The organism is Flavobacterium acetivorans (assembly GCF_020911885.1).
Lineage (GTDB): Bacteria > Bacteroidota > Bacteroidia > Flavobacteriales > Flavobacteriaceae > Flavobacterium > Flavobacterium acetivorans.
Window position 1 is genome coordinate 2,240,149 of the sequence record NZ_CP087132.1, and the last position, 15,693, is coordinate 2,255,841.

Sequence of the window (15,693 nt, forward strand, 5' to 3'; positions counted from 1 at the left end):
CACGTTTTGAAACTAATATAATTTTTTAATATAACAACTTATGTCTGAAGGAGAAAAGTTAATTCCTATTAACATAGAAGATGAAATGAAATCAGCTTACATTGATTATTCAATGTCAGTAATTGTATCAAGGGCGCTTCCAGATGTTAGAGATGGTTTGAAACCAGTACATCGAAGAGTTCTTTATGGAATGTATGATTTAGGAGTTTTTTCAAATAAAGCCCATAAAAAATCCGCCAGAATTGTCGGAGAAGTTTTAGGAAAGTATCACCCGCATGGAGATACATCCGTTTATGACGCGATGGTTCGTATGGCTCAAGAATGGAGCATGCGTTATTTATTAGTTGATGGTCAAGGTAACTTTGGTTCTGTTGATGGTGATAGCCCGGCAGCCATGCGTTATACTGAGGCCAGAATGAAAAAGATTTCGGAAGAAATCATGGCAGATATCGAAAAAGAAACAGTTGATTTTCAACTAAACTTTGATGATACTTTGTATGAGCCAAAAGTAATGCCAACGAGAGTTCCAACTTTATTGGTCAATGGAGCGACTGGAATTGCTGTAGGTATGGCAACTAATATGCCTCCACACAATTTAACAGAAGTGATCAATGGTACCTTAGCGTATTTAGATAATAATGATATTGAAATAGACGAATTGATGAATCATATTAAAGCACCAGATTTTCCAACTGGAGGTGTTATATATGGTTATGAAGGCGTACGTGAAGCTTTTAAAACAGGAAGAGGTCGTATTGTTATGCGTGCCAAGGTTGGTTTTGAAGAAGTAGACGGAAGGGAATCAATCATTGTTACTGAAATTCCATATCAGGTTAATAAAGCTGATATGATTAAGCGTACAGCTGACTTGGTTAATGAAAAGAAAATTGAGGGAATTGCTAATATTCGTGATGAATCAGATAGAAACGGGATGCGTATCGTTTATATTTTGAAACGAGATGCAACTCCAAATGTTGTTTTAAATACCCTTTATAAGTATACACAGCTACAGTCTTCATTTAGTGTTAATAATATTGCATTAGTAAAAGGGCGCCCACAAATGTTGAATCTAAAAGATATGATTCATTATTTTATTGAGCACCGTCATGATGTTGTGGTTCGTAGAACACAATTCGAATTACGAAAAGCCGAAGAGAGAGCGCATATTCTGGAAGGTTTAATCATTGCTTCGGATAATATTGACGAAGTAATTGCTTTAATTAGAAGTTCTAAGAATACAGAAGAAGCTCGTGAAAAATTAATCGAAAGATTTAAATTATCTGATATTCAAGCTCGTGCTATTGTTGAGATGCGTTTGCGTCAGTTAACAGGTCTGGAGCAAGATAAATTAAGAGCAGAGTACGAAGAGTTGATGAAGTTAATTGAGCATTTGAAAGCTTTATTAGCCGATGTTGTTTTAAGAACCAATTTAATCAAAGAAGAGCTGGTTGAAATTCGTGATAAATACGGAGATGAGCGTCGTTCTATTATTGAATATTCAGGAGGAGATGTGAGTATTGAAGATTTAATTGCTGATGAGAATGTGGTAATTACAATATCTCATGCAGGTTACATCAAACGTACTAATTTGTCTGAATATAAAACCCAAAATAGAGGTGGAGTTGGTCAAAAAAGTGCCGGAACAAGAGATCAAGATTTCTTAGAGCACATGTTTGTGGCTACCAATCACCAATATATGATGTTCTTTACTCAAAAAGGAAAATGTTTCTGGATGCGCGTGTATGAAATACCGGAAGGAAGTAAAACAGCCAAAGGTAGAGCAATCCAGAATTTGATTAATATAGAAAGTGACGATAAAGTAAAAGCATTTATTTGTACTCAAGACTTGAAAGACCAGGAGTATATTAAGAGTCATAACTTAGTTATGGTCACTAAAAAAGGTCAGGTTAAGAAAACATCTTTAGAGAAATATTCTAAACCTAGAGTAAATGGTGTTGCTGCTATCACTATTAAGGAAGGTGATGAGTTATTAGAAGCGAAATTAACGAATGGTGAAAGCCAAATTATTTTAGCAGTAAAATCTGGTAAATTAGTTCGTTTTGAGGAAACTAAAACCCGTCCGATGGGAAGAACAGCATCAGGAGTTCGTGGAATTACTCTTAAAGATGATACTGACGAAGTAATTGGTATGGTTACTGTAAATGATATGAGCAGTGAGATTTTAGTTGTGGCTGAAAACGGTTACGGAAAACGCTCTAGTCTTGATGAGTATAGAATTACTAACCGAGGTGGAAAAGGAGTAAAAACATTAAATATTACCGAAAAAACAGGAAAACTAATTTCTATTAATGCAGTAACGGATGCTGATGATTTAATGATTATTAATAAATCAGGATTAACCATTAGAATGGCTGTTGAAGACTTAAGGGTTATGGGACGTGCTACCCAAGGGGTTAAGTTGATTAATATTAAAGGTAAAGATTCCATTGCAGCTGTTACAAAAGTGATGAAAGATGATGTTGCTGAAGTGGTGGTAGATGAAGACGGTAATGTTGTGGAAACCGAAGCAATCGAAAGAGTAAAACCGGTATTGGAAGTTTTAGAAGATGAAGGAGTTTCAGAAGAGGATGAAGACGAAGATGATGAAGAGGAGGAGCTAGATGAAGAAGTTGATGAAGAGGATTCTGAAGACGAAGCATAATCTGTTAATATTGAATAAACAAGAATAATTATTAAATACAAAAATTGAATTTTATGAAAAGTAAATATGTAATACTAGCGTCAGCTTTATTGATATCGGTAGCTACTTTTGCTCAAAAGGATCAAATTAAAGCTGCTGAAAAAGCGCTAAAAAAAGGTGAGGCTCAAGAAGCCGCAACAATTTTGCAAGGTGCAGAATATTTAGTTACCAATGCTGCTGAGGCAGAGAAAGCGTTGTTTTTCTTTATAAAAGGAAATACGTTTTTGGAATTGGCTAATAAAAATATTGATACTGATAAAAATTTAAGTACCGCTGCTGCGGCTTATCAGGAGCTGATTGCTGTAGAAAAAGAGTCTGGTAAAGTAAAATATTCTACTCAGGCTGCAACTTCTATAGCAGATATAAAAAATAAGTTGATCAATGGTGCTATTGCTGATTCTAAGGTTGAAAAACATTCTGAAAGCGCCAAAAAATTACATGATGCTTATTTGTTAGACAAAAAAGACACCATCAATTTGTATTATGCTGCATCTACTTATGTTAATTCTAAAGAGTATGATAAAGCATTGGAATTGTATGATGTTTTGAAAAAACTGAATTATTCAGGAAAGGCTACAAATTATTTAGCAGTTAATAAAGTAAGTGGTCAGGAAGATCTTTTTGCTACTGCGCAAGAAAGAGATAAAATGGTGAAATTGGGGACGCATGAAAAACCAACAACTGAAGCAATTCCTTCAAAAAGAGGAGAAATATACAAAAATATTGCTTTGATTTTGGTCCAAAATGGAAAGATTGAAGAAGCTAAAAAAGCAGTTTCTGAAGCTAGAAAATTAAACCCTGAAGACTCTTCATTAGTTTTAACAGAAGCTAATTTATATTTAGAAACTAAAGATTTTGAAACTTACAAAAAGTTAGTTGGAGAGGTTTTAGAGAAGAGTCCTAATGATGCTGATTTAGTTTTTAATTTAGGAGTAATCAGCGGAAATGCAAATAACAAGGCTGAGGCTGAAAAATATTACTTACGTGCAATTGAGATTAAGCCAGATTATATCAATGCTTATATCAATTTAGCTGCTTTGAAACTGGAAGCTGAAAGACCTATTATTGATGAAATGAATAAATTAGGTACTTCTACAAAAGATATGAAGCGTTATGATGAGTTGAAGTTAAAGAGAGAAAATGTGTTTAAGAGTGTAATCCCATTCCTTAAAAAAGGATACGAATTAGATCCTAAAAACGAGGATGTAGCTAAAACTCTTTTGAATGTTTATAGTGCTTTGGAGATGACTACAGAATATAAAGCGTTGAAAGCTAAAATGTAAAAGCTAATTGATGTTGATAAAAAAAGCCTGTTTGAAATTATTTTCAAACAGGCTTTTTTTATATTATTTTTTTAATGACTCTAAGTTTGTGTGTGTGTTTATTGATTTCGGCGTTGTAAATCCCTAAATGATCTAATCTGTCAATTCTTATTTTTCCGCTGGCATGAATGATGTAATTGTTTTCCATTATGATGCCTACATGAGTGATGTTTCCTTCTTCATTATCAAAAAAGGCCAAATCACCCGGTTCACTTTCTTCTATAAAACTTAAAGCTTCGCCCTGAACGGCTTGTTGCGATGCGTCTCTGAATAATTTATAACCGTTGAGTTTATATACCATTTGTGTGAAACCGGAACAGTCTATCCCAAAAGGAGTTTTTCCTCCCCAAAGATAAGGAGCGTTAAGGTATAAAAAAGCAGTTTTTATTAGTTCTTTTTTGTCTTTAATGCCTTGGGTTGTTGTGCCTTCAAAATGAAATTGAGCGGTGTTTATTTCCTTATTTTTTAAAAAAGATAAGGAGGAACCTAATGGAATTGGCAATAATAAATTAGAAGGAGCGGTGATGTATTCTATTAAATCTAAGTTCAATACAATCTCTTCATCGGATAGTTGATTGTAGTTCTCTTCAGAGATTAATTGGTATTGTTTAGAATCTACCCAGCCTTCATAAGCGTCATATTGTGTTTTAATACGAGACCATTGTTTTGCCTTTTCCAAAATTTCAAAATGTTCACCAAACAAGACTTGGGAGACAATTTCGCTTTTATCGCTAGGTTCAAACCGAAGCGGGATTATAGCCAGATTACAAATTCCGAACATTTAGATGTTTTTATATTGAAAAAAAATGGTCTTTGTTTTTGTTTCCATTAGTAGGAACAAAGCCAAAGACCATAATGTTTATTTTTAAATTCTTTCGATAACAATTGCTGAAGCTCCACCGCCACCATTGCATATAGCTGCAGCTCCGGTTTTTGCATTATTTTGTTCCAAAACGTTTAATAAAGTAACAATGATTCTTGCTCCAGAACAGCCAAGAGGGTGTCCTAATGAAACAGCACCTCCATTAACGTTGACTTTATCATTGTCTAAACCTAAAATTTTAGAATTAGCTAATCCTACCACAGCAAAAGCTTCGTTGAACTCAAAGTAGTCTACATCGCCAATACTTATTCCGGCTTTGTCTAAGGCTTTAGGAAGAGCTTTTGCGGGACTTGTGGTAAACCATTTTGGCTCCTGTGCGGCATCTGCATAACTTCGTATGTAAGCCAAAGGTTTTAGTCCTAATGATAGTGCTTTTTCTTCGCTCATTAGTACCATTGCTGCAGCTCCGTCATTGATTGTTGAAGCATTGGCTGCGGTTACGGTTCCGTCCTTGGTGAAAACAGCATTTAATGTTGGGATTTTATCCAATTTTACGTTGGTAAATTCTTCGTCCTTAGATATTATTATTGGATCTCCTTTTCGTTGTGGTACAGCTACAGGGATAATTTCGTTGTCAAATTTTCCGTTTTCCCATGCTTTTGCAGAACGCTCATAGGATTGGATGGCGAACTGATCTTGATCTTCTCTGGTGAAGTTGTACTCAGCGGCGCACAAATCAGCGCATACACCCATTGCATTGTTATCATAAGCGTCCGTGAGGCCGTCTTTTTGCATGCCATCAACCATTGTGGTAGGTCCAAATTTAGTTCCGTTTCTCAAATGCATGTAATGTGGTATCAAGCTCATGTTTTCCATGCCTCCAGCAATGACGATTTCAGCATCTCCGCATTGAATGGCTTGTGCTCCCATCATCACAGATTTCATCCCTGAGGCGCAAACTTTATTTACAGTAGTACAACTAACAGAATTTGGTAAACCGGCAAACAAAGCTGCCTGACGAGCTGGAGCTTGTCCTAAGCCTGCTTGAACAACATTACCCATATATACTTCGTCAACTAAATTCGGATCTAATTTTATTTTGTCTATAGCACCTTTAATAGCTGCTGCACCTAGTTTTGGGGCAGAAACAGTGGATAATCCTCCCATAAAACTTCCTATGGGTGTCCTAACGGCAGAAACGATAACAACTCTTTTGTTCATGATTTATATTATGTTAGTTTATCTAGCAAATTTAATCATTTTTAGATAAAATCTGATTTTGATTTGGGTATTATATTTTTCTCAAAAATAAATGCAATTTTTATTGAGGCCTATGTGTTTGATTGTGAATTGATTTTGTAAAAAAATGAAAAAATATTGAAAAAAGTACTCTAAATAGTTGTGAGAAACGTAATGAAGTGTTAGATTTGCAACCGCAAAACAAGACACGTTCTTTGAGCTTGGAGAGGTGCCAGAGCGGTAATGGAGCAGATTGCTAATCTGTCGACGAGTAATCGTCGCCAGGGTTCGAGTCCCTGTCTCTCCGCTTAATTGTACACTCGGGGTGTAGCGTAGCTCGGTTATCGCGCCTGCTTTGGGAGCAGGAGGCCGCAGGTTCGAATCCTGCCACCCCGACTAAATAAACTTTTTCCATTTAAGTTTTAAAAGAAAAATGGAGGCATAGCTCAGCTGGATAGAGCACCTGCCTTCTAAGCAGGCGGTCGAAGGTTCGAATCCTTCTGCCTTCACATTGAAAATCAAGCCCTTACAAATCTGTAAGGGCTTTTTTTATGCCTTGTAACGAACATTTGACGAACATTATAGTCAAATAAAGTAATTGATTCTATAATTATTTTTTCTTATGTTTGAGTAAACTAAGATTAATAATTATGAAAAGCATTGAAGTTTATGTTTTGTTTTGGCTAATTCACATGCTATTTTTCTTTTGGATCTTCGCTCGTTTGTTTTTTTTTGGTCTTGCTATATTAATCAAGCTTTAAAAATCTGTTTAATCCTTCTAATTTATGGTAAAAACTCTTTTTAATAATTGCGAGATTATATTTTAATTGCTACTTAATGTGGTGAAAAAATATTTTTTTGATCATAAAAATTTATTCGTAGGATGGTACTAATACAATTTACAGGATTATCTGGTTCGGGTAAAACAACATTAGCTGAAAATGTTCATCAGTTGTTAGTAGCAGAAGGCTATAAAGTTGAAGTCATTGATGGTGATGTTTATCGAACAACTATTTGTAAAGATTTAGGATTTTCAAAAGAAGATCGATGTGAAAATATCAGACGTCTTTTTGAAGTAGGACGAGATTTTGTTAAAGCAGATACTATCGTTTTGATGTCGGTAATTAATCCATACGAAAATCTAAGAAATGAATTGAGAGCACATAAATTTGTCAGGACTGTATTTTTGGAGTGTTCGATAGAAAATTTGATCAAAAGAGACCCTAAAGGATTGTATAAAAAGGCATTACTGCCAGATAATGATAGTAATAAAATAAATAATTTCACAGGAATTAGTGCTGTTTTTGAGATCCCTTTAAGAGCAGACTTGGTATTAAAAACGGATTTAGAAACCGTGTCTTTATCTACTAATAAACTGTATAATTTTATCATTGAAAATTTATACAATTGCTCTTAATTGTTAAAAAGCAGATGTATGAAACGAAAAAAATATTAATTTCTTCGTTGACAAAGCCTTCACAAAATTTATATATTTACAGCGCAAAAGAAATGATTTCTAATTTAATCTTTTAAAAGAATATGAATCCTTTTTCTATTAAACTCCCAATTTCCTTTTCGATAGATAAATTGCAAAGTGAATTAGCTGTATGTGAAAATGATCTGTGGACTCCCCATTTCAATACACAACGCTATGAAGGCAGTTGGACCAGTATTTCTTTGAGATCAGCTTCTGGCGAGGTAAATGACATTTTATCTTTTGCAAATAAAGAATACCATAATACTAGTTTACTTGATCATTGTCCTTATTTTACCGAAATTATAAATTGGTTTAAATGTGACAAAGAAGCTATACGGTTACTTCGTTTAGATCCACAAAGTGAAATAAAAGAGCACGTAGATAATGATACTTCCTATGAGGATGGTTTTTTTAGAATTCACATACCTATTGTAACAAATTCTGAAGTTTTTTTTTATGTTAACCATGAACTTGTTCCTATGAGGATGGGTGAGTGCTGGTACGCCAATTTTCAGCTTCCTCATAGTGTGCAAAATAAGGGATTGAAACCCAGAATTCACCTCACTCTGGATTGTGTCAGAAACGCGTGGTCAGATGACTTATTTACAAAAATGGGTTTTGATATTCATTATTCTTCAAAGAAAAACCAGTATTCAGACGAAGTTAAACGACAAATTATTGCTGAACTCTCCAGAACTCCATCTGAGATAAATGCCAAAATTATAGCAAGTCTGCAAGCTAAATAGATTTAATAAAATGGAAAACATAGATCATCCTCTTTTACATTGGATTCCTTATAAGTTAATTGAAAAAGATAATGATGTATATTTTGAATGGATCTATCTAGGAGATAGAAAATATACGGATCCGTTTTTTGAAGAAACTATTTCTAAATGTAAAAGCCATCCCTATAATTCAAAAGTAGTTAGAGTAGTAAGTACTATAGAGAATCTTTTGGATTGGTCTAAGCAATTGATTTCTATCGAATTAAAAGCGTTAGTATTTCATGTTTCGCGCTGCGGCTCTACCATGGTGAGTCAGTCTTTAGTTACTTCTTCAGGAAATATAATGATTTCTGAAGCTCCGCTTATAGATCAAATTTTACGTGCTACTGTTTTTGATTTCAAACAAAAGTGTGTTCTTGTTGAAGCAGTTATAAGGCTTCTAGGTCAAAAACGATTTCCAGAACAAAAAAATTTAATTATAAAGTTGGACGCGTGGCATATATTTAATGTTGCCCAATTTAGATTGATCTTTCCGGAATTACCTTTTATGTTGCTTTATAGAGAACCAGCAGAGGTCTTAAAATCTCATCAAAAAATGATTGGAATGCATATGGTTCCCGGATTAATACCGCACAGTGTTTTTGGTATTCCCTCTCTGATTATTACAGAAATTAGCTACAAACAGTATGGTGCATTAGTTTTAGAGAAATATTTCCAGGCATTTCTTGATTTTTATGCAACAGATCAAAATGTTTTATTATGCAATTATAATGACGGAATGCAATCTGTCATAGAGCGATTTATATCTTTTGTTGTCATTGACTATTCAAATGATGAAGTTATTGAAATGTTTGAACGTTTAAAAAAGCACTCTAAAAATCAAAACGCGGCCTTCAAAGGTGATTTCTTTTCCGCTGAAGTTTTGGGAATAGATCTTACCCAACTTAAAATCTTGTATGAAAAATTAAGTAATAATCAAATAAATGTCTAGTTAGAAAAAAAAGTATTTTCTGTTGTTATGCTTTTACTAAATGGAAGTTAAATTTTGAATTAATTAATGTATCTGTAATATCATTTTTAGGAATGAATTCAGGTCTAAAATCTGGATTGTAAGACCACAATTGACTATCAACGCGACATCCTAATTTTGTTAAGTAAATTGTGCCAATAAATGTTTTGTATCCGTCAGCTTCAATTTTTACTTTGATTTTATGGTTTCCTTCCTTTAATACATTTCCAACTATAGAATATTGTCCGTTTTGAATATTTCCTGTTCGGGTTTTGGTAAAAAGACCTGAATCGGATTTAATTTCTATGTTAGCATTTATAGGCTTTTTAGAAATGGCATCTATTGCAAAACCATTAACGATTGCTTTTTTACCGCTAGAGATAAAAGAAGATAAATTTAATTCGCAATTTGAAGGTTCTTTGGCAATTAATTCAAGAGGTGAAGACAATAGTGTAACGGTAGATAAAACTGCTGATTGCTGTATAAATGTTCTTCTTTTCATGTTTATTTTTTTTTGTTTTTATTTTTTTTTGTTTTTATTTTTAAAATATCGGTTTGTATTTTTTTTAACAAAATAAGTATTTTTTATTTGTAAAAATAAAAATTAAGTTGTTGATTTGCAATAGAAAATCAATAAAAACTAAAAAAAATATTATGGAAGAGTTTATAGGAATAATAAAAATGTTCGCAGGAAATTTCGCCCCAAGAGGATGGGCGTTTTGTAATGGTCAAATCCTTTCAATAGCCCAAAACACAGCTCTTTTTTCTATATTAGGGACTACGTATGGAGGAAACGGTCAGACAACTTTTGCTTTGCCAGATTTAAGAGGAAGAGAAGCAATTGGATGGGGACAAGGACCAGGTCTTTCAAATATTATGTTAGGTCAAGTTGGAGGAGTTGAAAATGTGACACTTATCACTAATCAAATTCCGGCTCATAATCATGCATTAAATGTGAATGATGGTGATGCGACTGTACATAAACCAACAAGTGCAACTGTAATAGCAGCTCCGGTTGATGTAAATGGAGATGGTGTTAATGATTATTTAAGTACTACTCCGAATGTTGCATTATCTCCAAACTCAATTGGTCTAACAGGAGGCAATCTACCACATGAAAATAGAGTTCCATATTTGGGTGTTACTTATATTATCTGCCTCGAAGGTATTTTTCCTTCAAGAAACTAAGACGTAAAACTGAAGGTGATCATTAAAATGAATCACCTTTTTTGTTGATTAATTATTCGAATTAATATCATTTTAAATTCAATTTATGAAAGGGAACATTACTTTAAAAATTAAAAATTTAATCCTCTTGTTGATCCTGGTTAGTTTTGCACCAATTGCGAATGCTCAATTACAGACAGGTGACATTGCTTTTGTAGGAATTAATTCAGATACAAATCCCAATGAAATAGCTATCTTGACCTTAAGTTCCATAGCTAGTGGTCAAACAATATTACTAACTGACTATGCATGGAATGGCTCTTCATTAGAAACAGGCAATAGTAGTGCTGAAGGTTTTATAACTTGGACCACTAATACAATAGTTCCTGCCGGAACGCTTATTAAGATTACGATAGGTTCAGGTGCAGTAATAGGTGGAGGTCTTTCGGACTTTGGTTCTGTCTCTGCTACTGGATGGAGTGCCGATGCGATTGCATCTGGTGGTGATAACTGGTTTGTCTTGCAAGGAAGTATTGCAGCTCCAACTTTTATTTATGCTTACGCTAATTGGAGTACATCCGCCTATGGAACTAAAACTTGGCCAAGTACAGGTGTGACTTTCCCTAATGCTACTATTTCTTATTTACCGTCTAGTTTATCGAATGGCACAACAGCAAATATTCAGAGTGGAAGCCCTTTGTATCATTTTGATAATAATGTTTATACAGGAATCAAGTCAGGAACTAAAGCTGCTATTTTATTGGCAATTGCCGATTCAGCGAATTGGAGCGGAAGTGAAGTTGATACTGAAACTAAAGATCTAACACCTGGAGGTACAAATTTCCCCGGAGTAAATCCAATCTTTACTATTGGCTCGCCGGTAAGTATTTCTGGGCAGCCTTCTAATATTAGTACTTGTACCAATACTAATGCCTCCTTTTCCATAGTGGCTTCAAATGCAACTGGTTATCAGTGGCAGGTAAATGAAGGTAGCGGATTTACAAATATTGCTAATGGGGCACCTTATTCTGGCGCTACTACAACTACTTTAACTATCACAGCGGTAACAGCTGGAATGAGTGGTTATTCATATCGCTGCGTCGTTAGTGGTGCAGATTCTGCTACCTCAAATTCAGGAACACTAACTGTTTCTAATACAATTGTTACTACAACTTCTCAAACCAATGTATCCTGTAAGGGAGGCAGTAATGGTTCAGCAATCCTATCGGCTTCTGGCGGGATAGCACCTTATACCTACTCATGGTCCCCTTCTGGTGGTACAGCAGCAACAGCTTCTGGTCTGAGTGCGCAAACATACACCGTTACCGTTACCGACAATATTGGATGTGTAAAAACCCATACAGTTATTATTACAGAACCAGCAGCTACTCTTGTAGCAACAGCTGCCGCACAAACCAACGTATCTTGTTTTGGAGGCTCAAATGGTTCTGCTACAGTAGCTCTTACAGGAGGCACACCAAGTTACACTTATTCATGGTCACCTTCGGGAGGTACTGGCGCTACTGCTAGTGGCTTAACTACGGGCACTTATACTTGTACGGTTACTGATGCTAACGGTTGTACCGCTACTCAAAGTTTTACGATAACGCAATCTACTGCTCTTGTAGTAACACCTGCTTCGCAAACCAATGTATCTTGTTTTGGAGGTTCAAATGGTTCAGCTGCTATCAATACACCAACAGGCGGTGCGGGAGGATATACTTACGATTGGACTCCGGGAACACCAACAGGTGACGGAACTACTTCTGTTACAGGTTTAACAGCAGGAACTTGGACATGTACTGTGACTGATGCTAATGGTTGTACTGAAACTCAAAGTTTTACGCTGACCCAACCTACTGCTATTACCGTAACACCTGCATCACAAACGAATATCGCTTGTAATGGAGGTTCAACCGGTGCAGCTGCTATTAATACACCAACCGGTGGTGCCGGTGGATATACGTACGATTGGACTCCGGGAACTCCAACAGGTGACGGAACTACATCTGTAACAGGATTGAATGCTGGAACGTATACCATAAAGGTTACTGATGCCAACGGTTGTACCGCTACTCAAAGTTTTACGGTTACTCAGCCATCAGCTCTAGCTGTAACGCCAGCTTCACAAACCAATGTAAGTTGTTTTGGAGGAAGTAACGGAACTGCTACTGTAAGTGTATCAGGAGGAACAAGTGCTTACACGTATGCATGGTCTCCATCAGGAGGAACTGCTGCTACAGCCACAGGATTGAGTGCAGGAACGTATACCGTAACGGTTACCGATGCTAACGCATGTATCGCTACTCAAAGTTTTACGATCACGCAACCACCTGTTCTAGCCGTAACACCAGCTTCGCAAACCAATGTAAGTTGTTTTGGAGGAAGTAACGGATCTGCTACTGTAAGTGTATCAGGAGGAACAAGTGCTTATACGTATGCATGGTCTCCATCAGGAGGAACTACTGCTACAGCTTCAGGATTGAGTGCAGGAACGTATACCGTAACGGTTACCGATGCTAACGCATGTATCGCTACTCAAAGTTTTACGATCACGCAACCAGCTGTTCTAGCCGTAACACCAGCTTCGCAAACCAATGTAAGTTGTTTTGGAGGAAGTAACGGATCTGCTACTGTAAGTGTATCAGGAGGAACAAGTGCTTATACGTATGCATGGTCTCCATCAGGAGGAACCGCAGCGATAGCTACCGGACTTGCAGCTGGGACTTATACTGTAATTGTAACCGACGCTAACGGATGTACGGCTACTCAAAACTTTACAATTACGCAACCAACTGCTCTCGTTGCAACTGCTGCTACACAAACGAACGTTACTTGCAATGGAGGTGCTGACGGATCTGCTACGGTAAGTGTTTCAGGAGGTACAAGTGGATATACCTATGCATGGGCTCCAACAGGCGGAACGGCAGCTACTGCAACAGGACTAAGTGCTGGAACTTATACTGTAACTGTTACAGATGCTAATGGTTGTGTAACGACTCAAGGTTTTACCATTACACAGCCAACGGCAATTGGTTTTACGACAACTGTTTTATCTGGTTATGATTACAATACTGGATATAGTCAGACTATTGTAGCTTCAGGAGGAACAGGGGCTAAAACGTATGCAGTTACAACGGGAAGTTTGCCTTCTGGCTTCAATCTATTACCAAATGGAGAGATAACAGGAACTTCAACTCAAATTGCTGCTAGTAATTTTACGGTTACTGCTACTGATGAAAATAATTGTATTACTACGCACGATTTTATACTAAAATTAAACCAAATACCTATTACTGTAACTGCTACTGCATCTCAAACTAAAATTTACGGCGCAGCTGATCCTATTCTCATATATTTAGTTTCTCCAAATTTAGAAAACGGTGATACATTTAGTGGAGCTTTATTAAGAGCTTCTGGTGAAGATATTGGCGATTACGCTATAAATGTAGGCACCCTTTCAGCTGGTTCTAAATATTTAATGACTTTTGTTGGTTCTAATTTCGCTATTACAGCTAAACCGATTACTGTTACAGCCGATGTTGCTCAAACAAAAGTGTACGGTACAGCTGATCCTGTATTTACTTATTCAGTTGCGCCAAGTTTAGTTAGTGGAGATTCGTTTACTGGAAACCTAACACGAGTAGCGGGACAAAACATTGGTAATTATGCAATTGAAAAAGGAAGTTTAAGTGCAGGTAATAATTACGACATTACTTATGTAAGTAAAGATTTCGCTATTACAGCTAAACCGATTACCATTACAGCCGATGCTTCACAAACTAAAGTGTACGGTACAGCAGATCCTGTGTTTACTTATTCAGTTGTTCCAAGTTTAGTTAGTGGGGATTCGTTTACTGGAAACCTAACACGAGTAGCGGGTCAAAACATTGGTAATTATGCAATTGAAAAAGGAAGTTTAAGTGTAGGTAGCAATTACGACATTACTTATATAAGCAACGATTTTGCTATTACTGCTAAACCAATTACTGTTATAGCCGATACTGCTCAAACCAAAGTCTACGGTGCAGCTAATCCTATTTATACTTATACAGTTTCGCCGAGTTTGGTAGGAAGTGATGCATTTACAGGAGCATTAACTAGAGCTGTAGGAGAAAATATTGGAACTTATGCTATCACACAAGGAAGTTTGAGTGCCGGTTCAAATTACAGTATCAATTATGTTAGTGAAGACTTTGCTATTACGGCCAAGCCAATAACAGTTACAGCGAATCCTTCTCAAACCAAAGTTTACGGTACGGCTGATCCTGTTTTTGCTTATTCAGTTTCGCCGAGTTTAGTAGGAAGTGATGCATTTACAGGATCTTTGACAAGAGCTGCTGGAGAGAATGTTGGGACTTATGCAATAGGACAAGGAAATTTAAGTGCTGGTTCAAATTATACAATTGATTATGTTGGTACTACTTTTAGTATTACTAAAGCAGATCAGTTAATTAGTTGGAATCAAGTTCTGTCTTTAGGTTGTGATGGCGAGACTACAGTACTTTTAACAGCTAGTTCTAGTAGTGGTTTAGCAGTGAGTTATGCCTCTTCCGATAGTAATATCGCAACAATTTCAAATGGTTTATTAGTCACTAATAATTATGGTTCAGCCATAATTACAAGCTCACAAGCGGGTAATGCTAATTATAATGCTGCAGCAGTAGTAGAATTAGCAGTTGTAAATAGTCAGCCTAATTTAATTAGAAAACAATTTGAAAATATTATATTCTTTGATAATAGTTCTAATAGTTTTAAATCCTATAGTTGGTATAAAAATGGAGTTTTAGTTCCAGGTCAAACGGCCCAATACTTTAAAGAAAGTGGTGCTTTAAATGGGATCTATCATGCAGTGGCCACCAAATTGGACGGAACATTAATTACTAGCTGTCCATTAATTTTATCTCCAACAGTAGAAGAGGAATATATAAAAATTGTACCTAATCCTGTTAAACCAGATGCAACTTATGAGCTTGTTACTAATGTATCGTCTTCAAGATTACAGAATGCACGTATTGAGGTATATGGTATAGGGGGATTATTGATAGAGAATAAAACTACTAGTCAAAACACAGTGAGTTTAAAAGCACCAACTGTGGAAGGTATTTATATTGTGAAAATGACCTTGGCAAATGGTAAATATTTCACTAAAAATCTTTTAGTTAAAAATTAAATAATGTCGAGTATGAAATCCTCATTTTTTTATAAATGAGGATGGATTATTCTAATA

The 15,693-nt window shown here is 35.8% G+C and carries 10 protein-coding genes and 3 tRNA genes; 10 read left to right on the plus strand and 3 right to left on the minus strand.

Features of this window, described 5'->3' with window-relative positions; all coding sequences use genetic code 11:
* Positions 1-40: 40 nt before the first annotated feature.
* On the plus strand, positions 41-2,662 hold the full coding sequence (gene gyrA, locus LNP19_RS09785) for a DNA gyrase subunit A (protein WP_230061749.1): 2,622 nt from the start codon (positions 41-43) through the stop codon (positions 2,660-2,662).
* A 53-nt stretch (positions 2,663-2,715) separates the two neighbouring features.
* Positions 2,716-3,984: a tetratricopeptide repeat protein gene (locus LNP19_RS09790; RefSeq protein ID WP_230061750.1), complete on the plus strand. Its 1,269-nt coding sequence runs from the start codon at positions 2,716-2,718 to the stop codon at positions 3,982-3,984.
* Between the two features lie 58 nt (positions 3,985-4,042).
* Here LNP19_RS09790 and LNP19_RS09795 read toward each other — a convergent pair whose 3' ends face one another.
* Both LNP19_RS09795 and LNP19_RS09800 read right to left on the minus strand, forming a co-directional pair.
* Complete coding sequence (locus tag LNP19_RS09795; protein ID WP_230061751.1) at positions 4,043-4,804, minus strand: C40 family peptidase; 762 nt, start codon at positions 4,802-4,804, stop codon at positions 4,043-4,045.
* Between the two features lie 84 nt (positions 4,805-4,888).
* Positions 4,889-6,067 (minus strand): acetyl-CoA C-acyltransferase, encoded by a 1,179-nt coding sequence (locus tag LNP19_RS09800; RefSeq protein ID WP_230061752.1) that lies wholly within the window; start codon positions 6,065-6,067, stop codon positions 4,889-4,891.
* A gap of 241 nt (positions 6,068-6,308) precedes the next feature.
* Between LNP19_RS09800 and LNP19_RS09805 the strand changes: the two genes are divergently transcribed.
* From LNP19_RS09805 to LNP19_RS09830, 6 genes are all read left to right on the plus strand, one after another.
* Positions 6,309-6,392 (plus strand) — tRNA-Ser (locus tag LNP19_RS09805).
* A 14-nt stretch (positions 6,393-6,406) separates the two neighbouring features.
* Positions 6,407-6,481 (plus strand) — tRNA-Pro (locus tag LNP19_RS09810).
* Positions 6,482-6,520: 39 nt separating this feature from the next.
* Positions 6,521-6,594, plus strand: a tRNA-Arg gene (locus LNP19_RS09815).
* A 374-nt stretch (positions 6,595-6,968) separates the two neighbouring features.
* Positions 6,969-7,502: an adenylyl-sulfate kinase gene (cysC, locus tag LNP19_RS09820; protein ID WP_230061753.1), complete on the plus strand. Its 534-nt coding sequence runs from the start codon at positions 6,969-6,971 to the stop codon at positions 7,500-7,502.
* 122 nt (positions 7,503-7,624) lie between these two features.
* A complete protein-coding gene (locus tag LNP19_RS09825) occupies positions 7,625-8,308 on the plus strand; it encodes an aspartyl/asparaginyl beta-hydroxylase domain-containing protein (protein ID WP_230061754.1) in 684 nt (227 codons plus the stop codon).
* Between the two features lie 10 nt (positions 8,309-8,318).
* Positions 8,319-9,278 (plus strand): sulfotransferase family protein, encoded by a 960-nt coding sequence (locus tag LNP19_RS09830; protein WP_230061755.1) that lies wholly within the window; start codon positions 8,319-8,321, stop codon positions 9,276-9,278.
* A 25-nt stretch (positions 9,279-9,303) separates the two neighbouring features.
* On the opposite strand, the gene LNP19_RS09835 is transcribed toward LNP19_RS09830, so the two are convergent.
* A complete protein-coding gene (locus LNP19_RS09835) occupies positions 9,304-9,798 on the minus strand; it encodes a hypothetical protein (protein WP_230061756.1) in 495 nt (164 codons plus the stop codon).
* 179 nt (positions 9,799-9,977) lie between these two features.
* Here LNP19_RS09835 and LNP19_RS09840 point away from each other — a divergent pair, with 179 nt between their 5' ends.
* Together LNP19_RS09840 and LNP19_RS09845 are read left to right on the plus strand one after the other, a co-directional pair.
* On the plus strand, positions 9,978-10,484 hold the full coding sequence (locus tag LNP19_RS09840; RefSeq protein ID WP_230061757.1) for a phage tail protein: 507 nt from the start codon (positions 9,978-9,980) through the stop codon (positions 10,482-10,484).
* An 85-nt stretch (positions 10,485-10,569) separates the two neighbouring features.
* Positions 10,570-15,636, plus strand: coding sequence for an MBG domain-containing protein (locus tag LNP19_RS09845; RefSeq protein WP_230061758.1), 5,067 nt, complete (start codon positions 10,570-10,572; stop codon positions 15,634-15,636).
* Positions 15,637-15,693 lie beyond the last annotated feature (57 nt).